The organism is Microvirga sp. BF8, assembly GCF_059888585.1.
Genome location: NZ_CM187619.1, coordinates 4,429,972 through 4,452,336, shown reverse-complemented (window position 1 = coordinate 4,452,336; position 22,365 = coordinate 4,429,972). Strand labels below are relative to the sequence as shown.

Annotated in this window: 26 protein-coding genes and 1 tRNA gene; 15 read left to right on the top strand and 12 right to left on the bottom strand. The window is 66.9% G+C overall.

The features are described from left to right. Positions 1 to 37: 37 nt before the first annotated feature. From folP to folK, 3 genes are read left to right on the top strand one after another with little or no spacing between them, the layout of a single operon-like run. Positions 38 to 853 (top strand): dihydropteroate synthase, encoded by an 816-nt coding sequence (gene folP / locus AC522E_RS21040; RefSeq protein WP_500748171.1) that lies wholly within the window; start codon positions 38 to 40, stop codon positions 851 to 853. After that, positions 850 to 1,218 carry a dihydroneopterin aldolase gene (folB, locus tag AC522E_RS21035; protein WP_500748170.1) on the top strand — a complete coding sequence of 123 codons (369 nt, stop codon included), beginning with the start codon at positions 850 to 852 and terminating at the stop codon, positions 1,216 to 1,218. The genes folP and folB overlap by 4 nt, the downstream gene beginning before the upstream one ends. Then, a complete protein-coding gene (folK, locus tag AC522E_RS21030) occupies positions 1,211 to 1,684 on the top strand; it encodes a 2-amino-4-hydroxy-6-hydroxymethyldihydropteridine diphosphokinase (RefSeq protein WP_500748169.1) in 474 nt (157 codons plus the stop codon). Before folB ends, folK begins: the two co-directional genes overlap by 8 nt. Positions 1,685 to 1,756: 72 nt before the next feature. On the opposite strand, the gene AC522E_RS21025 is transcribed toward folK, so the two are convergent. After that, complete coding sequence (locus AC522E_RS21025) at positions 1,757 to 2,131, bottom strand: SPW repeat protein (RefSeq protein WP_500748168.1); 375 nt, start codon at positions 2,129 to 2,131, stop codon at positions 1,757 to 1,759. Positions 2,132 to 2,479: 348 nt separating this feature from the next. On the opposite strand from AC522E_RS21025, the gene AC522E_RS21020 reads away from it, so the two are divergent. Both AC522E_RS21020 and AC522E_RS21015 read left to right on the top strand, forming a co-directional pair. Beyond that, a complete protein-coding gene (locus tag AC522E_RS21020; protein WP_500748167.1) occupies positions 2,480 to 2,950 on the top strand; it encodes an aminoacyl-tRNA deacylase in 471 nt (156 codons plus the stop codon). Positions 2,951 to 3,037: 87 nt separating this feature from the next. Beyond that, on the top strand, positions 3,038 to 3,364 hold the full coding sequence (locus AC522E_RS21015) for a cytosolic protein (protein ID WP_500748166.1): 327 nt from the start codon (positions 3,038 to 3,040) through the stop codon (positions 3,362 to 3,364). A 136-nt stretch (positions 3,365 to 3,500) separates the two neighbouring features. Here AC522E_RS21015 and AC522E_RS21010 read toward each other — a convergent pair whose 3' ends face one another. The 5 genes from AC522E_RS21010 to AC522E_RS20990 all read right to left on the bottom strand — a co-directional run bounded on the left by AC522E_RS21010 (position 3,501) and on the right by AC522E_RS20990 (position 7,598). After that, positions 3,501 to 4,247 (bottom strand): SDR family oxidoreductase, encoded by a 747-nt coding sequence (locus AC522E_RS21010; RefSeq protein ID WP_500748165.1) that lies wholly within the window; start codon positions 4,245 to 4,247, stop codon positions 3,501 to 3,503. Positions 4,248 to 4,250: 3 nt separating this feature from the next. After that, the gene (locus tag AC522E_RS21005) at positions 4,251 to 5,531 is read right to left on the bottom strand and encodes a beta-ketoacyl-ACP synthase (RefSeq protein WP_500748164.1); all 1,281 of its coding nucleotides are present in this window, start codon (positions 5,529 to 5,531) and stop codon (positions 4,251 to 4,253) included. 11 nt (positions 5,532 to 5,542) lie between these two features. Then, complete coding sequence (locus tag AC522E_RS21000) at positions 5,543 to 6,667, bottom strand: beta-ketoacyl-ACP synthase (RefSeq protein WP_500748163.1); 1,125 nt, start codon at positions 6,665 to 6,667, stop codon at positions 5,543 to 5,545. After that, positions 6,667 to 7,128: a 3-hydroxyacyl-ACP dehydratase FabZ family protein gene (locus AC522E_RS20995; RefSeq protein ID WP_500748162.1), complete on the bottom strand. Its 462-nt coding sequence runs from the start codon at positions 7,126 to 7,128 to the stop codon at positions 6,667 to 6,669. Before AC522E_RS20995 ends, AC522E_RS21000 begins: the two co-directional genes overlap by 1 nt. 182 nt (positions 7,129 to 7,310) lie before the next feature. Continuing rightward, positions 7,311 to 7,598 carry an acyl carrier protein gene (locus AC522E_RS20990; RefSeq protein WP_500748161.1) on the bottom strand — a complete coding sequence of 96 codons (288 nt, stop codon included), beginning with the start codon at positions 7,596 to 7,598 and terminating at the stop codon, positions 7,311 to 7,313. Between the two features lie 318 nt (positions 7,599 to 7,916). On the opposite strand from AC522E_RS20990, the gene AC522E_RS20985 reads away from it, so the two are divergent. Further along, a complete protein-coding gene (locus AC522E_RS20985) occupies positions 7,917 to 8,639 on the top strand; it encodes a protein tyrosine phosphatase family protein (protein WP_500748160.1) in 723 nt (240 codons plus the stop codon). Between the two features lie 27 nt (positions 8,640 to 8,666). Here the strand turns inward: AC522E_RS20985 and AC522E_RS20980 are convergent, their stop codons facing one another. The 3 genes from AC522E_RS20980 to AC522E_RS20970 all read right to left on the bottom strand — a co-directional run bounded on the left by AC522E_RS20980 (position 8,667) and on the right by AC522E_RS20970 (position 12,114). Further along, a complete protein-coding gene (locus AC522E_RS20980) occupies positions 8,667 to 9,218 on the bottom strand; it encodes a hypothetical protein (RefSeq protein ID WP_500748159.1) in 552 nt (183 codons plus the stop codon). Positions 9,219 to 9,298: 80 nt separating this feature from the next. Next, on the bottom strand, positions 9,299 to 11,083 hold the full coding sequence (locus tag AC522E_RS20975) for an ABC transporter ATP-binding protein (RefSeq protein ID WP_500748158.1): 1,785 nt from the start codon (positions 11,081 to 11,083) through the stop codon (positions 9,299 to 9,301). A gap of 71 nt (positions 11,084 to 11,154) precedes the next feature. Beyond that, entirely contained in the window at positions 11,155 to 12,114 is a 960-nt protein-coding gene (locus AC522E_RS20970; RefSeq protein WP_500750793.1) for a small ribosomal subunit Rsm22 family protein, read from the bottom strand. A 234-nt stretch (positions 12,115 to 12,348) separates the two neighbouring features. Between AC522E_RS20970 and AC522E_RS20965 the strand changes: the two genes are divergently transcribed. From AC522E_RS20965 to AC522E_RS20955, 3 genes are all read left to right on the top strand, one after another. After that, positions 12,349 to 13,266, top strand: coding sequence for a pirin family protein (locus AC522E_RS20965; RefSeq protein ID WP_500748157.1), 918 nt, complete (start codon positions 12,349 to 12,351; stop codon positions 13,264 to 13,266). Positions 13,267 to 13,291: 25 nt separating this feature from the next. Continuing rightward, complete coding sequence (locus tag AC522E_RS20960; RefSeq protein ID WP_500748156.1) at positions 13,292 to 13,687, top strand: OsmC family protein; 396 nt, start codon at positions 13,292 to 13,294, stop codon at positions 13,685 to 13,687. 77 nt (positions 13,688 to 13,764) lie between these two features. After that, positions 13,765 to 14,487: a DUF1028 domain-containing protein gene (locus tag AC522E_RS20955; protein WP_500748155.1), complete on the top strand. Its 723-nt coding sequence runs from the start codon at positions 13,765 to 13,767 to the stop codon at positions 14,485 to 14,487. 59 nt (positions 14,488 to 14,546) lie between these two features. Here the strand turns inward: AC522E_RS20955 and AC522E_RS20950 are convergent, their stop codons facing one another. Continuing rightward, a complete protein-coding gene (locus AC522E_RS20950; protein ID WP_500748154.1) occupies positions 14,547 to 16,139 on the bottom strand; it encodes an ABC transporter substrate-binding protein in 1,593 nt (530 codons plus the stop codon). A 201-nt stretch (positions 16,140 to 16,340) separates the two neighbouring features. Here AC522E_RS20950 and AC522E_RS20945 point away from each other — a divergent pair, with 201 nt between their 5' ends. Continuing rightward, positions 16,341 to 16,907, top strand: coding sequence for a VUT family protein (locus AC522E_RS20945; protein ID WP_500748153.1), 567 nt, complete (start codon positions 16,341 to 16,343; stop codon positions 16,905 to 16,907). 71 nt (positions 16,908 to 16,978) lie between these two features. Here the strand turns inward: AC522E_RS20945 and AC522E_RS20940 are convergent. Continuing rightward, positions 16,979 to 17,053, bottom strand: a tRNA-Gly gene (locus AC522E_RS20940). A gap of 159 nt (positions 17,054 to 17,212) precedes the next feature. Here AC522E_RS20940 and AC522E_RS20935 point away from each other — a divergent pair. From AC522E_RS20935 to AC522E_RS20920, 4 genes are read left to right on the top strand one after another with little or no spacing between them, the layout of a single operon-like run. Next, the gene (locus tag AC522E_RS20935; RefSeq protein ID WP_500748152.1) at positions 17,213 to 17,752 is read left to right on the top strand and encodes a prolyl-tRNA synthetase associated domain-containing protein; all 540 of its coding nucleotides are present in this window, start codon (positions 17,213 to 17,215) and stop codon (positions 17,750 to 17,752) included. A gap of 36 nt (positions 17,753 to 17,788) precedes the next feature. Continuing rightward, the gene (gene trxA / locus AC522E_RS20930; RefSeq protein WP_500748151.1) at positions 17,789 to 18,694 is read left to right on the top strand and encodes a thioredoxin; all 906 of its coding nucleotides are present in this window, start codon (positions 17,789 to 17,791) and stop codon (positions 18,692 to 18,694) included. Positions 18,695 to 18,721: 27 nt separating this feature from the next. Continuing rightward, complete coding sequence (locus tag AC522E_RS20925) at positions 18,722 to 19,393, top strand: LON peptidase substrate-binding domain-containing protein (protein ID WP_500748150.1); 672 nt, start codon at positions 18,722 to 18,724, stop codon at positions 19,391 to 19,393. A gap of 10 nt (positions 19,394 to 19,403) precedes the next feature. Next, a complete protein-coding gene (locus AC522E_RS20920; RefSeq protein ID WP_500748149.1) occupies positions 19,404 to 19,607 on the top strand; it encodes a Trm112 family protein in 204 nt (67 codons plus the stop codon). Between the two features lie 49 nt (positions 19,608 to 19,656). On the opposite strand, the gene AC522E_RS20915 is transcribed toward AC522E_RS20920, so the two are convergent. Then, the gene (locus AC522E_RS20915; protein ID WP_500748148.1) at positions 19,657 to 20,541 is read right to left on the bottom strand and encodes an HpcH/HpaI aldolase/citrate lyase family protein; all 885 of its coding nucleotides are present in this window, start codon (positions 20,539 to 20,541) and stop codon (positions 19,657 to 19,659) included. A 72-nt stretch (positions 20,542 to 20,613) separates the two neighbouring features. Between AC522E_RS20915 and AC522E_RS20910 the strand changes: the two genes are divergently transcribed. Then, entirely contained in the window at positions 20,614 to 22,329 is a 1,716-nt protein-coding gene (locus AC522E_RS20910) for a serine/threonine dehydratase (RefSeq protein WP_500748147.1), read from the top strand. Positions 22,330 to 22,365: the final 36 nt, after the last annotated feature.

Below are 22,365 nucleotides of genomic sequence, written 5' to 3'. Positions count from 1 at the left end.
GAAGAACCGGGCGGCCCGACCCTGGACTGATATTGCCATGCACCGCCTTCTCCCCGATCTCGGCTCCCGCACCCTGATCATGGGCATCCTCAACGTCACGCCGGATTCATTTTCCGATGGGGGCGATTTCGACGATCCCGCCCGCGCACTCGCCCACGCCCTGACCCTCGCGCAGGAAGGCGCCGATATCGTCGATATCGGCGGCGAGTCGACGCGTCCCGGCTACACGCCGATCGAGCCCGAGGAAGAGCAGAGACGGGTGATCCCCATCATCCGCGCGCTCGCCTCCCGCCTGACGGTGCCGATCTCCATCGATACCTATCGCGCGCCGACCGCCCGCAGCGCCCTCTCGGCAGGGGCGCGGATCGTCAACGACATCTGGGGCTTCCAGCGCGATCCCGACATGGCGGCCGTGGTTGCGGACCATGACGCCGCCGCCGTGCTGATGCACAACCGGCACGAGATCGATCCCCATCTCGACATCGTCGCGGATGCCCTGCGCTTCTTCGAGCGCTCCCTCGCCCTGGCGAGACAGGCCGGCATTCCCGACAGCCGCATCGTCCTCGATCCCGGCATCGGCTTCGGCAAGACGGGAGACCAGAATCTCGACGCCCTGCGTCGCCTGCCGGAACTGAAGGCTCTCGGCTTTCCGCTGCTGGTGGGAGCGTCGCGGAAATCGGTTCTCGGCCGCTTCTACGATACCGGCGTGCCGCCGCGCGAACGGCTGTTCGGGTCGATCGGGGCGCATGTCGCAACCATCTGCCGCGGCGCGGATCTCGTCCGGGTCCATGACGTGAGGGCCCATCTGGAAGCCTGTCGGGTCGCCGACGCATTGATACGGATCAGGACATGAGCGACAGCATCATTCTCTCGCGCCTCGCGATCTATGCCTATCACGGCCTCCATCAGGAGGAGGCGCAGCTCGGGCAGCGCTTCTATGTGACCCTGACCTGCGATCTCGATCTCAGGCCCGCAGGGCAGGCCGACGATTATGGCCTCTCTGTCTGCTATGCGACTCTCGCCAAGCGCGTTCACGAGCTGTCCGTGACGCGACGTTTCCACCTCATCGAGGGTCTCGCGGAAGCCATCGCGGCGGATGTGCTGGAGGCCTTCCCGCGGATCACCGGGGTGACGGTCCGCGTCGAAAAGCCGGAGGCGCCCATTCCCCTCATCCTCGACAGCGTCGCCATCGAGATCAGGCGCTCCCGGCATGGCTAGGGCCGCGTTGAGCCTGGGGAGCAATCTCGGGGACAAGCGCGCCAACATCGCTGCGGCGATCGCGGCCCTCGACGCGGGTGGCGCGACTGTACTGGCGCGATCCGCCGATTATCGCACCGAGCCCTGGGGCCCGGTGGCGCAGGATTGGTTCGTCAATGCCTGCGTGCTCGTCGAAACCGCGCTCGCGCCACGCGCTCTGCTGGCGCTCTGCCTGCGGATCGAGCGGGATCTCGGCCGCGTCCGCGACACCAAGTGGGGCCCTCGCACCCTCGACATCGATCTGCTCACCTACGACGACCTGACGGTGAACATGCCGGACCTCGTCTTGCCGCACCCTTACATGCTGGAACGGCGCTTCGTGCTCGTCCCCCTCGTCGACATCGCCCCCGACCTCGTCGTTCACGGCCGGTCCGTCGCGCAGGCCCTCCGGGAGCTTGGCCCCGGGGACGTTCGGAGGCTTGCATAAGGCGCATCGCGGACCGGGATTCATCCCGGCCCGCCCTCCGGCGACGGTCTATCGCAGTGTCGCGAACGGAGGCTAACGGCGCGGAACGGCGATGCCTTCGGGCGCTACGTAGAGTCTGCGCAGCTCCACGGCGGCCAGGGCGACGATGCAACCTCCGATGATCACATGAGCCCAGAGCGCGGAACGCACATCGTCAAACCACAGCAGCCAGGGCGACGCGGCAATCCACAGGCCGGCGATGGCGTTGAGCCATTCCTCCCAATCGTGCACCCGAACCACCGCCAGGAGGGCGATGAGAACGACGATGCCTCCGCTGAACCAGGCATTCCACGACGCCCAGGTCCTGTCCGTGAACCCGAGCAGCCATGGCGTAGCGAACAGGATTCCGCCGAGCACGACATTGGCGACATTGACGGCTGTATCCGTGCGGCTGTCGGCTGTGTTCATGGCACTCTCCTTTTCCAAACCCTCGATGGCGAGGCTTCTTCCGGAAGTGTTCTCTCCCCGATGACGTTGCTGCGCGTCACTGGCTCGGCGGTCCGATCGCCGCGCCGATCCCTTCACCAAAGGTTCATCATACCCCGGAAGCCGACATCCGGCACGGACATTCCCGTGTCCGCTCGGACAGCACTGCCCGGCCGGCCGTCGGACGGGTCGCAGCGGGACTCGACGCAATTGTCGCCTGTGGCCAAGGGGTATATCCTGTCCGGACAGGAAGCGACCGCGCCACGGAGCGACGGTCTGTCCGGACACGCCACGTGACGCCCGAGTCCCCTCACCGACAGGAGACGCGTCATGACCATCGCACCCACTCTTCGAAAATACCTGGACGAACAAGGCATCCGGTACGACCTCGTCCCCCACGAACCGACGATGTCGGCCCTCGGGTCCGCCCACGCCGGCCACATCTCCGGCGACAAGCTCGCCAAGGCGGTCATGCTCAGCGATGGCGGGGGCTACAGGCTGGCGGTGCTGCCCGCCTCGCGCCATCTTCGCCTGACGGATCTCAAAACGGAGCTCGGCGAGGAGGTCCATCTGGCCAGCGAGTCGGAGATTGCGGAGATCTTCCGCGACTGCGACCGCGGCGCCGTTCCGGCGGTCGGCCCCTGCTATGGGCTGGATGTCATCATCGACGACAGCATCGACCGGCAGCAGGACCTGTACTTCGAGGGAGGCGACCATACCACCCTCGTCCATATGGACGGTGTCGAGTTCGCCCGACTCAATCCCCGGGCCCGGCACGGGTCCTTTTGCGATCGCGGTTGATGAACCGGCAGCGTAGCGTTTCGGTACCGGCTCGAACGGTGGCCGCCTGCCCCGATGGGACATGGCCGCGCAGGAAGGAGGAGCACCATGAAAGCAGCCCTCATATTCACCGGCAGTGGACCGATTGTGATCCTGACCTCCTACCCATCCCTGTCGGATCCTGGTTTTCTGCGCGCGCTCAAGGCCCATGGCGCCAGCAAGTTCATCGCCTATGAGCTTCCCCTCGACACGGTGGCGGCCCGATACGGCGCCCATTTCCAGGCTGTGCTGAACGATGCCCGCGACACCGACGATCTGCGCGTGCTCGACGTCAACGGAGACCGCGCCTTTCGGCTCTTCCGGTTTTCCGAGCTGGGTCCGGCGATGATGCAGGATGAGGATCGGTCCACGCCTTGGGCCGGGACGGCAGCCTGAAGACCCGGGCTGGAATCGTCGGCCGCTGTCATCCGGCCATGAAGGCGCCGGGAAGGCGCCTTCGGTGTCGAAAGCCCCGGCCGATGCCTGGACCGTTCTCAGGGAGCCGGTTTTCGGTGTCGGACGATCCGATGCTCTAGCGATGGACGCCGATCATCGATGTCAGGCCGCCGTCGACGGGAAGGACCGTGCCGGTCAGGTAGGCGGCGGGCTCGCTCATGAGGAAGGCGGCAAGGCCCGCGACCTCCTCCGGCTTCGCGAAGCGGCCGGCGGGGATCTGCTTCTCCATCGCCTCTCGGTAGGCGGCGTAGGGAGCCATCATGTCGGTATCGATGAAGCCGGGCGCGATCACGTTGACGGTGAGCCCGCGCTTGGCGGTCTCGATGGCGAGCGTTCGGCAATAGGAGATGAGCGCGCCCTTGGACGCCGCATAGGCCGCGTTGCCGGGATTGCCCTGGAGGGCGGCGACGGAGCCGATGGCGACGATGCGCCCGGCGCGGGCCCGGATCATGCCGCGCATGAGCGACTTCGCGATCCGCGTGAACGACCAGAAGTTCACCTGCATGGCGGCTTCGGCCTTGTCCTGCTGCATCATGGCAGCCAGCGCATCATAGGGCTGGCCGGCATTGTGCACGAAACCGAAATAGGTCTCGCTTTCGAGGCTCGCGCAGAAATCGTCGAGGGACCCCTTGTGCGAGAGGTCGAGGGCGTGTCCCTTGACCGTGCGGCCCGGATACGCCGCCATCAGCTCCTCGGCCAGCGCCACCGCGGCACCGCCGGACGAGCGATAGGTGAAGTCCACGTCATGGCCGGAAGCGGCCAGCGCCCGCACGATGGCGGCGCCGACACCCTTGCCGCCGCCTGTCACGAAAACACGGGTCATGGTTCAAGCCCCTTTCGGCTCGGCCCCGACCACGAGGCACGTGTTCTGGCCACCGAAGCCGAACGAATTCGACAGTACATAGCGGACATCCGCATCCCGCGCCTGGTTCGGAACCACGTCGAGGGGGATCGTGGGATCCGGCACCTTGTAGTTGATGGTCGGCGGAATGCGGCCCGTGGCGATGGTGAGCAGCGACATCACCGCCTCCACCGCGCCGGCGGCGGTGAGCGTGTGGCCGATCATCGACTTGTTGGACGAGATCGGCAGCGTCGGCATACGCTCGCCGAACACGGCGGTGCAGCTCATGGCCTCCATCTTGTCGTTCTCCGGCGTCGAGGTGCCGTGGGCGTTGATGGTGTCTATATCCTGGGGCGCGAGACCGGCATCGGAAAGCGCTTCCCGGATCGCCGTGATCGCCGGCATGCCATCCGGCGATGAGCGCGTGCGATGAAAGCCGTCACCCTTTTCGCCGCAGCCGAGCACGTATCCGAGAATCCTTGCACCGCGGGCCTTCGCGGAATCCGCATTTTCCAGCACCAGAGCCGCCCCGCCCTCACCCATCACGAAGCCGTCGCGGTTCTTCGAGAAGGGCTTCGATGCCTCCTCGGGATTCTCGTTCTGCGTCGAGAGCGCCGACAGGAGCGAAAAGCGCACGAGCGATTCAGGATTCACGGACCCGTCCGTGCCGATGCACAGGGCTGCATCGGTCTCGCCCCGCCGGATCGCCTCGACGCCGAGCTGGATCGCCGTCGCGCCGGACGAGCAGGCGGTGGAGAGCGAAATCGGCGAACCCTTGGTGCCGAATTTGTCGGCGACGCGATCGGCCACGGTACCGAAGATGAACAGGTCGTGCCAGGCCTTGAACCGGCCCGTCTCGGCAGCCTTCAGGAGGTCCCGATAGGTGATGTCGCCGTTCTCGCCCGAGGCCTTCGCGAGAGCGACCCGCTGCGGCCATTCCATTTCCACGGGCGGCACGGCGATGAACAGGGCGCCGGGAAAATCGCTGTGGCTCAGGCCGGACTGGCCCACGGCCTCCTCGGCGGCGCGCAGGGCGAGCTGCTCCGAGAGCATCGGCGCGCAGAACGGGTCCACCGTGATGGAATCGATGGTGCCTGCGATGGTGGTCCGCAGGCCTTCCGTCGGGAATCGCGTGATGCGGTGGATGCCCGATTTCCCCGCCGTTAGTGCGGCCCAGGTATCGTCCTTGCCTTGGCCCAGGGAGGTGACGACGCCCATGCCGGTGACGGCGACGAGCGGACGGCCCTGGTTGTCGCGAAGCGCCATGCCGATCTCCCTCAAGATGCCTTGGTCAGCCGCACGGCACCCTCGCCGCGCCAATGGCCGACGGAGGTGACGAGCGCCTCGTTGGATTGCTGTCGTGCGATCAGCGCCGCCGCCAGGGCGACGCCCGCCGGGGCCTGGCCCTCCATCAGGTGCCCGGTCACGTCGCCGGTGGCATGGATCGCCGCATTCGGGAAGGCCGCGAGCAATGCTCCCTGCTCTTCATCCGTCACGCCCTTGACGCCCGTCGCGCCGGAGATGACCACGTCCGGCTTGCCACCGAGCGCATCGATCTGGGCACGGATCGCCCGATCGACGCTGCCGGGCTCGCGCCGGCTGCGGTCGGAGGCGATGCCGGCGATGGTCGCCAGGGGCTTGGCGCCGCGGGCCTGCGCATGCTCACGGGACTCCATCACCAGGAAGCAGGCGCCCGAGCCGAGGATCATGCCGCCGCCCTCGGCGGGGCGCTCCCAGACCGGGCGATGGGCCTTCTTCCAGAGGAAGCCGCCCATTTCGTAAATCAGGAGAACATCGGGCCGTTCGGCATTGTAGGCGCCGCCGACGAGGAAGATGTCGTTCTGCCCCGAGGCGATGCGCGCATGGGCGATGCGGATCGCATCGACGCCGCTCGATTCCTCGCCCATGAACGTGCGCGACGCACCGGTCACGCCGTGGACGATGGAGATGTTGCCCGCGAGAAGGTTCGAGAGCTGGGCCAGGAACAGGGTCGGGCGCAGATCGCCCATCAGGTGCTCGTTGAGGAACACCCCCGGATTCGCGGCCTCGCGCAGCCCGGTCAGGATCTGTCCGTCAACCGCGTAGTCGCGCTCCCCGCCGCCCGCGGCGACGATCAGGTGCATGCGGCTCTTGAGCTCCGCATCCTCCTTCACGCCGGCGGCGTCGAGGGCGAGCCCGGCCGCGTAGCAGCCGAGCTTCTGCCAGGCCTCCATCTGCCGCTGGTCGGATTTCTTGGGGATCTGCTTGTCGTAGTCCGGCACCGCAACCGGATGGACCGAATAGGGAGCGAACGTCTCGGTATCGGTACGGGGGGAAGCCGCATTCAGTGCGTCGAGATGTGCCTCGATCCCCTCGCCCGCTGCGGAAACGATTCCGATTCCGGTAATGACGACGTCGCGCATCAGGCTTCCTCCGCCAAGAGTCCCATGCGGCGCGCCTGGGCCCGCATCAGCTCGTCCATGCCTGCCGGGAACGGCATGATCCGGAAACGCAGCTCCGCGTCGCAGATCGGCTTGCCCTCGGCCAGGATCTTCGCTTTCGTCACCGCATAGCCTGAGCCCTCGTGCTCGAGCTGGGCGGTGACCGTCAGCACCGTAGCTGGGCCGACGAAGCTGCGAAAGCGCGCCTTGTCGACCCCCATGAGGAACGGCATGTGGGTGAAGTTCATCAGTCCCAGCACGAGATAGCCGGAGGCCTGGGCCATGGTCTCGGTGAGCAGCACGCCGGGTACCAGGGGATGGCCCGGGAAATGGCCCTCGAAGACGGGGCTGTGCGTCGGGACGGTGGACGTCGCCTCGATCCGCTTCTCATCGCGGTCGAGCTTCGTCACCCGATCGATCATTTCAAAATATTCGAGGCGCATCCGGGATCCGAACCATTTTCATGTCGTCCCGGGCGGGCTGGAGGGAGCGATCCTTGAGATCAGGCATCTCTTCCTGGTCACCTTTCGAGCCGGCTCGAGAGCCGGCCCGCCGGGATTGCGGCGTCCTTGGGACCGGACGCTCTTGCTGTCTGGGGCCGCCTGGAGCGGCCGGCAGGCTGGGCTTATGCCGACGCCGCCTTGGCGGCGATCAGCGCATCGATGCGGGCCACAAGGTTCTTCAGGACGAAGTATTCCTCGGCCGGAGCCTTGCCCTCGTTGACTTCCTGGGTCCATTGCTCGAGGGGCAGCTTGATGCCGAAGGCCTTGTCGATGGCGAAGGCGATGTCGAGGAAGGCCAGCGAATCGATCCCGAGATCCTCGATGGCATGGCTTTCCGGCGTGATCTGGTCGCGCGGGATGTCGGCGGTCTCGGAAATGATGCCGGCGACGGTCTCGAAGGTGGACGACATGACGCCGCTCTCCTGAATTGCATGATCTCGACGCTACGGCTTCTTCGGGCATCGAGGGCCCGATCCGGCAGCCAGCTTCGTCAAGGAGGGTTGTATCGAAACGCACCCCTTACACGACAGGGGGCTGGGCGGCAACAGATAGGATCGTCGTCTTCCGCACCGGATCAGGGATTTCCGCTGCGGGCACGGCCGCCCCCCGCGCGGACCGGCCGCGCTGTCCTTTCGGCGGCACAATTGATTAATGGCGACCGATCGCCGATAAGGCGCCCTGCTGCAGGGCCCGGTTCTCCGGGCGAAACCGCTGACAACTGGATCGACGTGATTAACAGGTTCCTCAAGCCTGAGACCCGCTATGCCCGCCGCATGGCCCGGATCGCCCGCTGGGACAAGCCCCTCGAGGGCGGGCTCGGCCGCGTGCGCGCCTGGGCGAACATGCTGCTGGTCGATCACGGTGTCTTCCGCCTGCTCTATCTCAACAAGCACCGGGTCTCGGAGCGGCTCTGGCGTTCGGCCCAGCCCGCTCCGCACCAGATCTCGCGCCTCAAGGACGAGGGGGTGCGCACCATCGTCAACCTGCGCGGTGGGCGCGAGCATGGCTCCTGGCAGCTCCAGAAGGATGTCTGCGAGCGGCTCGGCATCCATCTCGTCGAATTCGTGGTCCGCTCACGGGGCGCCCCTGACCGGGAGACCCTCCTGAATGCCAAGGACTTTTTCGAGGCGATCGAATACCCCGCGGTCCTGCACTGCAAGTCGGGCGCGGACCGGGCCGGCTTCGTCGCCGCCCTCTACCTGATCGTCCACGAGGGCCGGAGCGTCGAGGAGGCCCTGCGGCAGCTCTCCGCCCGCTTCGGTCATTTCCGTTTCTCGAAGACCGGCATCCTCGACGCCTTCTTCGAACGCTACCGTGCCGAAGGCGAGGCGAAGGGCATTCCCTTCCTCGCCTGGGTCGCGTCGGTCTACGACCCGGAAGCCCTGGAGCGCGACTTCCGCCCCGGCTTCTGGTCCAACGTCCTCGTCGATCGGATCATGCGACGGGAATAGGCCTCACGGCCCTTCCGGGCCCGCCTGTCAGTCGAGCACCTGGCAGTGCTTGCGCACGCCGGGGACCGGATCGCCGAAGGTGCCGTTGTTGCAGCCGACCCCGCCCCGGTAGACACCCTCGACGTAGCGGCCGTGGGCGCCATATCGGACGCGCCTGTTGCCCCTGAAGCCACAGAAGCCGTTCTCGTCCGCACAGGTCTGCCAGCCCGCGCCGTACGCGGCTGAGCGATAGCCGGCTCCTCCGTCTCCCTCCTCGCGCCAGGCCTCCCGGCCGCGATGTCGCCACGGGGCCGGCCCCTCGAAGCCGCCGCCAGGGCCGCGAGCGACATAGGCGCAGTGCTTCGGGGTTCCGGGCGCGGGATCGCCAAAGGCCGCGTTGGAGCAGGGAATGCCCCGCCCCGCCACATCGACCGCGACCCCGTGTCCGGGAACACCGTAGACGACGCGGGTTGGATATGGGATCCGGCAGAAGCCGTGCTCCCGGGCACAGGGCACGAGATTCTGGGCAGACGCGCCGGTCGGTCCGGCGATCGTGGTTGCAAGGATCAGCGCTGCGGCTGCAAAGGCGGGGCGAAGCATGGTTTTCCTCCTCGAAGGCGCAGCCAGCCTAGGAGGATCACCTTAATATTGTAATAATATACCAGGATGGGACCTCCGGCCTAGGCGGCCGGGCTGGCCGGCTCCGCATCGTTCGACAATTGCAGCCGATGGAGGCGGGCATAGGTGCCCCCTGCCGCGATCAGCGCCTCGTGCGATCCCATCTCCGCGACGCGGCCTGCCTCCATCACGACGATCTTGTCCGCGTCGCGGACCGTCGACAGGCGGTGGGCGATCACCAGGGTCGTACGCCCCTTCATCAGCTTGCGGATGGCCTCCTGGACCAGCTGCTCCGATTCCGAGTCGAGAGCGCTCGTCGCCTCGTCGAGCAGCAGGATCGGTGCGTCCTTCAGGAACGCACGGGCCAGCGACACCCGCTGGCGTTCGCCGCCGGAGAGGCGTCCTCCGCCCGGCCCCACGATGGTATCGTAGCCCTGCGGCATCCTCATGATGAAGTCGTGCGCGGCGGCGGCCTTGGCCGCCGCGACGATGTCGTCTTCCGTCGCGCCGGGCCGGCCGAAGGCGATGTTCGCCCGCACCGTGTCGTCGAACAGGACCACGTCCTGGCTCACGACCGCGATGGCCTGGCGCAGGGACTGGAGCGTGACGTCGCGCACGTCCTGCCCATCCACCAGCACCGCGCCCGACGAGACGTCGTAGAGGCGCGGCACGAGGGACAGAAGAGTCGACTTGCCAGAACCGGAGCGGCCCACGAGGGCGGTCGTGCGACCGGCCTCGACCGTCACGTCCACGTGGTGGAGCGCCGTCTGGTCGGCATTGTAGGCGAAGCCGAGATTGTGGAACCGGATCTCGCCGCCCGACACGGCGAGCGGCGCCGCACCGGGCTTGTCCTTGATGAGCGGCTTCTCGTCCATGACCGCGAAGGTGCGCTGGAGGGCCGCCGCCGCCTCCTGGACGATGGCGTTGAGGTTGCCGAGAGCCCGGATCGGCTGCGCGGCGAGGATGAGGGCGCTGACGAACCCGGTGAAATCGCCGACCGTGCTGCCGCCGGAGACGATCCGCTGGCCGATCAGCACCAGCACGGCCGCGACGGCGAAGCCGCCGCCGGCTTCCAGCAGCGGATCGAGCCGCCCGCGGGCGTTGGCGGCCTTCATCTTGAGCTTGCGAACCTCGTCGAAGGTCGTGGCCGCCCTGTTCTTGAGATAGCCTTCGAGGGCATAGGTCTTGGCAATTCGGGTCCCGGCCAGGCTTTCCGTGATCAGGCTCGCCATCTGCCCGGTCTGCTCCTGGGTGGAGATGGCGACCCGGCGCAGCTTCTTGCCGATCTTGCCGATGGGATGGGCGATGAAGGGCACCGTGACCCCCGCGACGAGGGTCAGGACCGGGTCGATCCACAGCATCGCGCCGATGAGGGCGATGATCGTCGTCACCTCCCGCAGGAACACCGTCGAGATGCGCGTCAGGGCTTCCTTGATGAAGAGGAAATCCGTGGTGAAGCGCTGGGTCAGGGCAGCCGGGCTCTCGCGCCCGATCTGGGCGATATCGGCATCGATCATGTGGCCGTAGAGGGCCGTCTGCATGTCGGCCTCGATCTTCGTCACGACCCGGTTGGTGAGGATCGTGAGGGCCAGAAGCGAGAACCCCTTCACCGAGGTCACCGCGATGACGAAGAGCGGCGCCAGCAGGATCGCCGTCTGGTCCTTGGCGGTGAAGGCATCGAAGGCGGCCTTGATCAGGACCGGGTACAGGCCGGTCGCACCCGACACGAGGGCGACGAGGACGAGGACCAGGGCCAGGGTTCTGGCATGCGGGCGCATCCAGTCGCGCCACAGGCGGCGGATCAGGGGGAGCGTGTCACCGCGCAGGAGCGGGTTCTTGCGAGCCATCGTATCCTTGACGTTTCTCGTGTTCGACCGCCCGTGGCGTTAGCACGGGGCCGCCGCCTACGGCAAACGCCCTACAGCCCATCGCCCCAATCGGCACGGCGCGCCTGTTTGAAAGCGGCTCCGGAACGCTTGGTGAAAAGGCGCTCCTCCGCCTGACCGTCGGGGCGGCACAGTTTCAGCCGCACCTGTCCGCTGCCGAGGCGGGGCGGCGCGATGACACGGGCGGAAGGTGGCTGCCCGGGAGACCGGGAGGCGGCGAGATAAATGAATTTCTCGTCCTCCCACGGCACCTCCGCTCCCTTGGCCTGCCGGTGCAGGCGTGAGCGCGCGACCCGGCGGGAGAAGTGGCACCAATCGGGCTTCGTAAGCGGACAGGCCGCCGCATGGGCGCACGGAGCCACGAGCGTGGCGCCGGCGGCCGTCAGCCGGTCCCGCGCCGCGAGGATGCGCCCCCACCCGGCAGGGGTCCCCGGCTCGACGATCAGCAAGGTCTCGCGGGTCAAAGCCCAAAGGCGGTCGACGAGAGGGCCCCGGGCAGCCTCGTCCAGTTCATCGAGCACATAGGCGAGAGTCACCAGATCGCGGGGCTCCATGTCGGCCAGCGGTTCGGCGACATTGCCCGTGCGCCACTCGACTGGGACGGGCGCCTCCTGCGCCAGCTTTTCTCCCCAGGACCTGATGGCGTCACTGCCCTCCACCAGGAGTGCGTGATCGAGACCGGGCCAGCAATCCATGGCGGCCCAGAAGGCCGAGCCGGGCCCGGCGCCGAGGTCGAGCAGGGTCGAGGGAGCGAAGTCCGGCCTCTCCTCGGCGACGGCGCCCATCGCGGCCCGGATCGCCGCATAAGTGGCCGGCAGGCGGGTGGCGAGATAGGCGCGCGCCGCCAGATCGTCGGCGAGATGGAACCGCCCGTCGCGGATCTCCGCCCTGTAGCGTGCCGACAGGACGCCTGCGGCCCGCCCGAGCTCCGGCAGGCTGATTCCCACGAGCGCAGCGTCCACGCCCTGTCGCAGAAGCGGCGGCAGTTCCATACGTCCGAAAACCTTCATGAGGACCGGCCGCATCGGGCCGCCGGCGAGAGAGGGTTCCTCTATCATAGAGTGGGAGAGGACCCGAGAGCGAAGCTCCCGCGTTTCCGGCACGGATTGTCGCGCCACATGGCAGCCATGCAAAGGCAGCTTTCCCCGAATGCGCTTGGCTTGGGAGCTGCAGCTCCTATTGTCTCCCCGTCCGGTTCCTGCAACCGTTACCCTCGGAGGAGCGCGATGAGCTGGCTTCCAACTGAAGATCCGATCCTGGGCGATACCCGCTCCTGCGATGCCCTCGAGCTCGTCGTGGTCCCGCGCGTCCGCGATCTGGGCGACGGCTTTTCGGTCCGGCGCGCCCTGCCTCACGGTAGGCGCCAGATGGTCGGACCATTCATCTTCTTCGATCATTTCGGCCCGGTGCAGCTCATCGCCGGCAAAGGCATGGACGTGCGGCCGCATCCGCATATCGGGCTTGCCACCGTCACCTATCTCTTCGACGGCCGCATCACCCACCGGGACAGCAACGGCAACGTGCAGGACATTGCGCCGGGCGCCATGAACCTGATGACAGCCGGGCGCGGGATCGCCCATTCCGAGCGCTCGCCCGAAGCCGAGCGCCACGGCGGCAGGATGCTCGGCCTGCAGAGCTGGATCGCGCTTCCCGCCGACAGGGAGGAGATTGCGCCGTCGTTCCAGCATTACGACGCGGCGAGCCTTCCCGTCGTCGAGGACACGGGCCTGCGTGCGCGGGTGATCGCGGGCTCGGCCTTCGGCGTCACCGCGCCGGTGGAACGCGTGTCCGACTGGTTCTATGTGGAGGTCGCGCTGGAGGCAGGCCTCACCGTCCCCCTGGACGCCGACCACGAGGAGCGGGCGATCTATGTGGTCGAAGGCGAGATTGAGATCGCCGGAGAGCGGTTCGAAGGTCCGCGCCTGCTCGTCTTCCGGCCGGGCGACCGCATCACGGTCCGTGCGGTGCAGCCGACGCGCATGATGTTCCTCGGCGGCACGGCGCTGGAGGGGCCGCGCCATATCTGGTGGAACTTCGTATCCTCGCGCCGCGAGCGGATCGAGCAGGCGAAGGAAGACTGGAAGACCGGCCGCTTCAGCGCGGTGCCCGACGAGAGCGAATTCATTCCCCTGCCTGAACACTGAGAATCGTCACCCTCAAGGAGATCCCATGGCTTCCGTTCATGCCGCCAGCACAGCGGGCTTCACGCAGCAGATCCGTGCCCGCTCTCACGAAATCGTGGCGGACGAGCCTGAAAGTCTCGGGGGAACGGATAGGGGCTTCTCGCCCTATGACCTGCTCCTCGCCTCGCTCGCCGCCTGCACGTCCATCACGCTGAGGATGTATGCCGACCGCAAGGGCTGGGATCTCGGCCGCATCGAGGTCGATGCCCGGTTCCAGCGCGACGACGACGGCGCCGAGACCATCACCCGCGAGGTCCGCCTCGGAGGTGCTCTCAGCCCCGAACAGCAGGCGCGCCTTGCCGAGATCTGCGAGAAGACGCCGGTGACGAAGACGCTCAAGCGGGGCACGCCGATTGCAACGACGCTCAGGGTGACGGCATAAGGCGGACCGACTCGACATCGTGACGCATTCGCAACAGGGTGGCCCGCAGCGGACGTGGCCGCATGGGAGGGACAATCATGACATGGTCGATCGTGGCGCGGGACGGGAAGACGGGGATGATCGGGATTGCCGTGTCGACCTGCGCCTTCGCGGTCGGAGCGCGGGTTCCGTTCGTCTCCACCGGCGTGGGCGCCATCGCGAGTCAGGCCTTCGTCAATCCGTTCTACGGCTATCGCGGGCTTGAGCTGTTGCGGGCGGGCGCGACCGCCGAGGATGTGATCCGCATCGTCACGGCGGCCGACGAGGGCCGTGGCCAGCGGCAGGTTCATGTCATGGACAACCAGGGCCGTTTCGCGGCCTATACGGGAGCGGATTGCGTGCCCTGGTGCGGTCACCTGGTCCGCGACACCTTCTCGGTGGCGGGCAACATGCTGGCGGGCGAACAGGTGATCGCGGAGACGGCGCGTGTCTTCGAAGACTCCGCCGACCTGCCCTTCGCCCGGCGCTTCCTGGCGGCCCTCAAGGCGGGCGAGGCGGCGGGAGGCGACAAACGGGGCAAGCAATCGGCGGCGATGCTGATCCACGATGCGGAGGAATACCCCTATCTCGACATCCGGGTCGACGATCACGCGGATCCTTTGGGCGAACTCTCGCGCCTCGAGGAGGTCAGCCGCGGACGCTACCTTCATTATCGCAAGTTCATGCCGTCCAAGGCCCACCCGTCCGGGATCGTCGATCGGGCCGAGATCGAGCGGCGCATTGCCGAATCCATGGAGGCGGAAAAAACCGGCGCGGCCTGAAAGCGCGCCGGGCGGGAAAGGAGGTCGCTCCTTTCCCGCATTGTTTCAGGAGTGGCGAACTATTTCTTCTGCGCCCAATAGAACAGCACCTGGTTGTCGGCGCGCTGAACGAGATCGACGTTCTTCGCCACGCCCCAGGCCAGGGATTGCTGGTGCAGCGGGATGAAGCCCCAATCCTTCATGCCGATCTCGAAGGCCTGCTTGATCATCAGGTCGCGCTTCTCCTTGTCGGTCTCGACCAGGATCTTGTCGGCGAGCGCATCGAGGTCCTTGTTGCAGTAGCCGCCGTAATTGGTCTCGCCGCGGCTCGATCCGGGAACGTCGCGGCAGCCCATGATGTCGTGCAGCACGTTGTGGGAATCGAAGGTGCCCGGCGTCCAGCCCAGGAGATAGAAGGTGGCGCCATAGCCGCCGGACTTGCCGGACTTGGCGAAATAGAGCGCCTTGGGCTGCGACATGAGATTCACCTTGATCCCGGCCCGCGCCAGCATCGACGTGACCGCCTGGCAGATCGCCTCGTCATTAACGTAGCGGTCGTTCGGGCAATCCATCCCGACCTCGAAGCCGTTCGGATAGCCTGCCTCCGCCAACAGCTTCTTGGCCCCGTCGAGATCGAACTTCGGACGGGTGAACTCCTTGGAATGCGTGAAGAGCTCGGGAGCGATCAGCAGCGCCGACGGCGTCGAGAGCCCGCGCATGACACGGTCGCGGATCAGGTTGATGTCGATCGCCTTGTAGAAGGCTTCGCGGACACGCGCATCCTTGAACGGGTTCTTGCCCTTGACGCTCGACGACAGAAGCTCGTCGCGGACCATGTCGAAGCCGAGGAAAATGGTGCGCAACTCCGGCCCCGTCATGACGCGGGCGTTCGGACTGGAATTGACGCGCTGGATGTCCTGCAGCGGCACCGGCTCGATCACATCGACCTCGCCCGAAAGGAGGGCCGCCACGCGCGTGGCGTCATTGCTGATCGGCGTGAACACGATCTCGTCGAGATTGTGCTCGGGCTTGCCCCACCAGCTCGGGTTCTTCTTGAAGACCGTCTTCACGCCCGGCTGATGGCTCGCAATCGTGAACGGCCCGGTGCCGTTGGCATTGAGGGAGGCGAAGCTTGGCGTCGTCGCGGCCGCGGGGGTCGGAGCCGTGGCGTTGTTGGCCTCGCTCCACTCCTTGTCCATGATGTACCACGTATCCCATTGCGAATTCAGGATCGGGTTGGGCGAGGTGAGGATCACGTCGACGGTGTGGTCGTCCACCTTCACGAACTTGGCGCTCGTCGGAAGCCGGGTCACGAAATTCGATCCATTGGCCCGGACCCGGTCGGCCGAGAAGATCACGTCATCGGCGGTGAAATCGCTGCCGTTATGGAACTTGACGCCCTTGCGCAGAAAGAAGCGCCAGCGCAGGCCGTCGTCGCTGGTCTCCCAGCGCTCCGCGAGGGCCGGCTCGACCTTCAGGTCCTTGCCGCGCCTGGTCAGGCCCTCATAGACATGACCGAGATGGGCATTGGTCGTCGTCTCGTTGAGCGTATAGGGATCGAGCGATTTGAGGTCGCCCTGGTTGGCATAGCGCAGGGTCACAGCCATCGCCGGCAGGGCCGTGCCCACGATCGAGATCGCAGCGGCCATGGCAATCAAATTCTTCCTCAGCATCGGTTCCGTTTCTCCACTGGATTAAGATGTGCGGCAGGATATCTTCGGCTTCTTGCGGCCGTTGACGCAGCGTGACAGCTAACCGTGGGCGGGTCCAGATCCATGCCGTGCCTTTCGCGGCCGGCCGGACTTGCGATCGTCCTGGCAATGGCAGGAGCGCCCGGGATTCCGTATGAACGTGTTCTCGGCAGGACCGACGCGATGGATCTGGAAACACGCCGCAAAATCGAGGGTTTCGCCTTCCTGGCAGGCTTTGCCGCCTGCATTCCTCTCGCGAACTGGATGATCGGAAACGTGGGCACGGTGTGCGTCCCCGACGGCCCCTGCCTTATTCCGGTCGCTCCGGGCGTTGCAGCGCCGAGCGGCGTCCTGGTCGTCGGTCTGGCGCTCGTCCTGCGGGATCTCGTCCAGCGGCGTCTGGGCCGTTACTGGGCCCTGGCGGCGATCTTTCTCGGGGCCATCCTTTCGGCCGCGGTTGCGCCACCCTCCCTGATCCGCGCCTCGACGGCGGCCTTTCTCCTGTCCGAACTTGCCGATCTCGGGGTCTATACCCCCCTTCAGCGCCGTGGACTCGTCCTGGCCGTCGTGGCGAGCAGCCTGGTCGGGCTGGTGATCGACAGCATCGTGTTCCTGTCCCTGGCCTTCGGCAGTCTGGACTTCCTGGGGGCGCAGATCATCGGAAAGGCCTGGATGGTGATCCTCAGCATCCCGGTGATCGGCTGGCTGAGGCGCCACGACGCACGGATCGGCATGCCCGTCCGTACCTGACGGCGATCGGCCGCACAGCAAAAAGCCGCCCGAGGGCGGCCTTTGGACATTCGAAGCTTGGCTTTGAAAATTGGAGCGGGCGAAGGGATTCGAACCCTCGACCCCAACCTTGGCAAGGTTGTGCTCTACCCCTGAGCTACACCCGCGCTCCCCGGCTTGCGCCGTTGCGAGGCCGCTGATGTGCCTCAAAACGAGCCGCATTGCAAGGGGGTTCTTGCGGAGGGCCGGCAGAACTTTCGGTCCGACGTCTTGAGCGCCGCGGGACAGGCGGCTAGAAGCCAGATGAATCCGGAGGTCTTCGACACGTGGCCCATCTCTCCCCCCGCGCGCTTCTCGACCGGCTGGCCGCCCTCGGCATCGCGGCGGAGACGGTCGAGCACGAGCCCGTCTTCACGGTGGCCGAATCGCGCCCCGTCAAGGCCAGGATCCCTGGCGCGCACTCGAAGAACCTGTTCGTGAAGGACAAGAAGGGCCGCTTCTTCCTGATCACCGCCAAGGACGAGACGGCCATCGACCTGAAACGGACCCATGAGGCCATCGGCGCCTCGGGCCGCCTCTCCTTCGGATCCGCCGACCAGCTGCGCGCCCTCCTCGGGGTCGAGCCCGGCTCGGTCACGCCCTTCGCCGTGGCGAATGACCTCAAGGGCCAGGTGACGATGATCCTCGATGCGAACCTGATGGAGCACGAACGGGTCAACTTCCATCCTCTCGTCAATTCGATGACCACGGGCGTCTCGCGGGAGGATCTGCTCAAGTTCCTGCGCGCCACGGGCCACGATCCACTGATTTTACGCCTGCCGGAGCCCCCGGTGGAATTGCCAGACAGCCCCGCCGCTCCCATGTGAGGGAGCGGAAAACCCAGGACCGGATTCGAGGATCGCATGCTTGCCGACACTCCCCCCAACGGAACCCCTCCCGACGGCCTGATCAAGGAAACGACCACGGCGGCCTTCCGCCAGGACGTCCTCACGGAATCGATGCAGCAGCCGGTTCTGGTGGATTTCTGGGCGCCCTGGTGCGGCCCCTGCAAGCAGCTCACCCCGGTGCTCGAAAAGGTCGTCCGGGAGGCGGGAGGCAAGGTCAAGCTGGTGAAGATGAACATCGACGAGCATCCGCAGATCGCGGGCCAGCTCGGCGTGCAGTCGATTCCGGCGGTCTTCGCCTTCCAGCGCGGCCAGCCGGTGGACGGCTTCATGGGCGCCCTTCCGGAGAGCCAGATCAAGGCCTTCATCGAGCGCCTCGTCGGCCCGCTGGGACCGAGCGCCACCGAGGAGGTCATGGCCGAAGCCGACCGCATGGCGGCAGAGGGAGATGCGGCGGGCGCCGCAGAGCTCTATGCCGGCGTGCTGGCGCAGGATCCCTCCCATGCGCCGGCCCTTGCCGCCCTTGCCAAGCTGCATGTGGAGCTGGGCGACATCGAGGGCGCGAAGCGCCTCCTCGACATGACGCCCCCTGACAAGGCCAACGACCCGGCCATAGCCGGCGCCAGGGCCGCCGTGGATCTCGCGGAGCAGGCAGGATCCCTCGGGGACATCGCCGAGCTCGAACACCGCGTCCAGGTCAATCCCCTCGACCATCAGGCGCGCTTCGACCTCGCCGTCGCCCTCAACGGCCGCGGAAAGCGCGAAGAAGCTGTGGACCAGCTCCTTGAAATCGTCCGTCGCGACCGCAATTGGAACGAGGACGGCGCACGCAAGCAGCTCGTCCAGTTCTTCGAGGCCTGGGGCCCGATGGATGAGGCGACGCTCGCAGGACGGAGAAGGCTTTCCTCGATCCTGTTCGCGTGATGCCAAATCACCGGACAGGAGACGGGAATGGGAATGAACGCGGTCTACCGGGGGCCTGAGGACTGCCCATCGGTCATTCCGGTCTTTCCCCTCCCCGGCGCCCTTCTCCTGCCGCGGGGCCAGATTCCGCTGAACATTTTCGAGCCGCGCTATCTCGCCATGGTCGACGATGTCCTGAAGGGCGACCGCATCGTGGGCATGGTGCAGCCCGACGCGGACGGGGGCGGCAGCCAGCACAACCCGCACCTTTATCATGTAGGGTGTGCCGGACGGCTCACCCAATTCGCCGAGACCGGTGACGGCCGCTACCTGGTCACCCTGGTGGGCATCGCCCGTTTCCGGATTCTGGAAGAGATGGCGACAACCACGCTCTATCGTCAGTGCAAGGTCGATTTCAAACCGTACCGGACCGATTTCGTCGCCCGTGCGGGCGAGGACGACGTGGATCGCGCCGGCGTCGTGCGAGCCTTGCGCGACTTCGTGAAGGCGGCGGATGTCCGCGTCGACTGGAAGGGCATCGAGGAGGCGCCGAACGAGGCACTCGTCAATGCCCTCTGCATGATGAGTCCCTTCGGCGTCCGCGAGAAGCAGGCGCTGCTGGAGGCGCAGGACCTCAAGGCCCGCGCCGAGGTGCTGATCGCATTGACGGAGATCGAGCTCGCCCGCGGCACCAACGGCTCCGAAACACCCCTTCAATAGGAGAAAGCCTGTGACCGACACCACTGCCCAGCCCGTCGAGGCGACTCGGATCGACCCCAAACTGCTCGAAATGCTGGTCTGCCCCCTGACGAAGGAATCCCTGGATTACGATCCCGCCCGGCAGGAACTCATCAGCCGAAGCGCCAAGCTCGCCTATCCCATCCGCGACGGCATCCCGATCATGCTCCCCGAAGAGGCGCGGCCGCTGGAGTAAAACGCTCCCTGTCATTCCGGGGCGGAACGCCCGAATGACGGAGGAGAAATCAGACGCTCCGCTCCGCGATGGCCTGCGCCAGGCCCAGCACCCGCTTCGCCATGTCCGCGTGGAGCCGCTCGACCATGCGACCGCCGATGGCGATGGCGCCCTTGCTGGCATTCTCAGGCTTTTCGAATGCGTCCGCGACGATGCGGGCTTCGTCCACTTCCTGCGTCGTGGGGGCGAAGATGCCGTTTGCCGCCGCGATCTGGTTCGGATGGATCAGGGTCTTGCCGTCGAAGCCGCAATCGCGGGCCTGCTCGCACTCGGCCCGCAATCCCGCCTCGTCGGACAGGCTGTTGTAGACGCCGTCGAGAATGTCGATGCCGTTGGCCCGTGCGGCCGCGAGCGCCGTCATCATCCAGGGCAGCATGGGCGCCCGGCCCGGCACGAGGCGGGCGCGTGTCTCCCGCGCCAGGTCATTGAGGCCGAGCACGAAACAGGAGAGGCGCGTATCCACGTCATGCGCGGCGCTGGCGATCGCATCCGCGCGCAGGATGGCGTGGGCGGTCTCGATCATCACCCAGACCTGGACGGTCTCCGACGCCTTGAGCCTGCGCAGGCGGAGGCCGATGGCGGCGAGCGTCTCGGGCGAGGATACTTTCGGGACAAGGATCGCGTCCGGCGCCGCGGCCACCGCCGCGGAGAGATCCTCCTCGCCCCAGGGCGTCTCGAGGGCGTTGATGCGAACGACCACCTCGCGCGATCCGAAACCACCCTGGCGAACCGCGGCGCAAACCTGTTCGCGCGCGCTTGCCTTGGCCTCGGGCGCGACCGCATCCTCGAGATCGAGGATCAGGACGTCGGCTGGCAGGGTCCTGGCCTTTTCCAGCGCACGTGCATTCGAGCCCGGCATGTAGAGGGCGCTGCGGCGCGGACGAATGTCGGTCATGATGATCCTCCGGGTCGTGTGCACGAGTGTAGTCGCGCACGCGCGCATCGGGAACGGCGGCGGGAGCGAAGGATGTGGGTAGCGGGTGTCGACGGCTGTCCGGCGGGATGGATCACGGTGTTCGCGCACCGGGACGGCCGCCATCCGCCGAAAGTGCGCGTGGTCTCCCGCATCGCCGACATCGTCGATTCGCCGGAGCGGCCCCAGGTCGTCGCGATCGACATGCCCATTGGATTGCCGGAACGGACGGAGGGCTCAGGGCGACGCCCGGAGCAGCTGATTCGCCCGCTTCTCGGCGCCCGCCAATCCTCGGTCTTCGCAATTCCCTCGCGGCATGCCGTCGAGGCGGTGGATTATCGGGCGGCCAGTGCCGCAGCTCTCCGGACCTCCGACCCTCCGCGCAAGGTTTCGAGGCAGGGCTTTCATCTGTTTCCCAAGATTCGCGAGGTCGATGCGCTGCTTCGGTCCCGGCCCGAACTACTTTCCCGAATTGTGGAGGTGCATCCGGAGCTCGCCTTCTGGTCCATGAACGGCGAGCGGCCGCTTCCAGAGCCGAAGAAGGTCAAAGGCAGGCCTTATCCGCCCGGCCTTGCGCTGCGGCGCGATCTGCTCATCCGCGCCGGGATTCCCTGCGACCTCGTGACGGCCCTGCCGCCACGCGGCGCGGCGGAGGACGACCTGATCGATGCCCTGGCGGGGTTGGCCGTCGCCCTCGACATCGCTAGAGGTGGAGGACGTTCCTTTCCCGACCCGCCCGACCGGGACGCCTACAGTCTCCCGATCGCCATCTGGACCTTTTCGCCACAGGCTCCCATGTCCGCTGCCCCCTCCTCCGCCGATCTTCCGATCACCCGCGCCGATATCGAACAGGCCCATCGCCGCATTGCCCCGCATATCCGCCGCACGCCGGTCTGGTCCCTGCCCGGGGCCTTCGGCCATGGCGGGCCGGTCAGCCTGAAGCTGGAATTCCTGCAGCATGCGGGCTCGTTCAAGTCGCGCGGCGCCTTCAACACCCTGCTGTCGAGGCCCGCGCCCGCTGCCGGCGTGGCGGCGGCGTCGGGCGGCAATCACGGGGCGGCCGTCGCCTATGCCGCGAAGCAGCTCGGGCTGAAGGCACGCATCTTCGTGCCGGAGATCTCGAGCCCGGCAAAAGTGGCAGTGATCCGTTCCCACGGCGCGGAAGTGGTGATCGGCGGCGCACGCTACGCGGACGCGCAGGCCGCCTGCGACGCCTATGTGGCGCAAAGCGGCGCGCTGCGGGTCCACCCCTTCGATGCGGACACGACGATGGCCGGCCAGGGTACCGTCGGGCTCGAATGGGAGCAGGATGGCCCTCCCCTCGACACGGTCCTGGTGGCCGTGGGCGGCGGCGGACTGATCAGCGGCATCGCTGCCTGGTGGGCCGGCCGCGTGAAGGTGGTGGGCGTGGAGCCGGAGGGCTCGCGGGCGCTCCATGCGGCGCTCGAAGCCGGGCGGCCGGTGGACGTGGAGGTTGATTCGGTCGCCGCCGATTCGCTCGGCGCACGCAATACGGGCGACCTCGTCTATGCGATCTGCAGCAAGGCGGTCGATCACGTGGCGCTGGTGACGGACGGCGCCATCCGCGAGGCCCAGGGAACGCTCTGGCGCGACTGGCGCATCGCCACCGAACCCGGCGGCGCCGCGGCTCTCGCGGCTTTGACATCCGGCGCCTACCGGCCCCGCGCCGGCGAGCGCGTTGGAGTCCTGCTCTGCGGCGCCAATGTGGAGCTGTCGAAGCTCGAGGACGTGGTGCGTTCCCTCGGTTGACCGTTCGGTCGGCGAACCGGCTGCGACTTCGCCTGA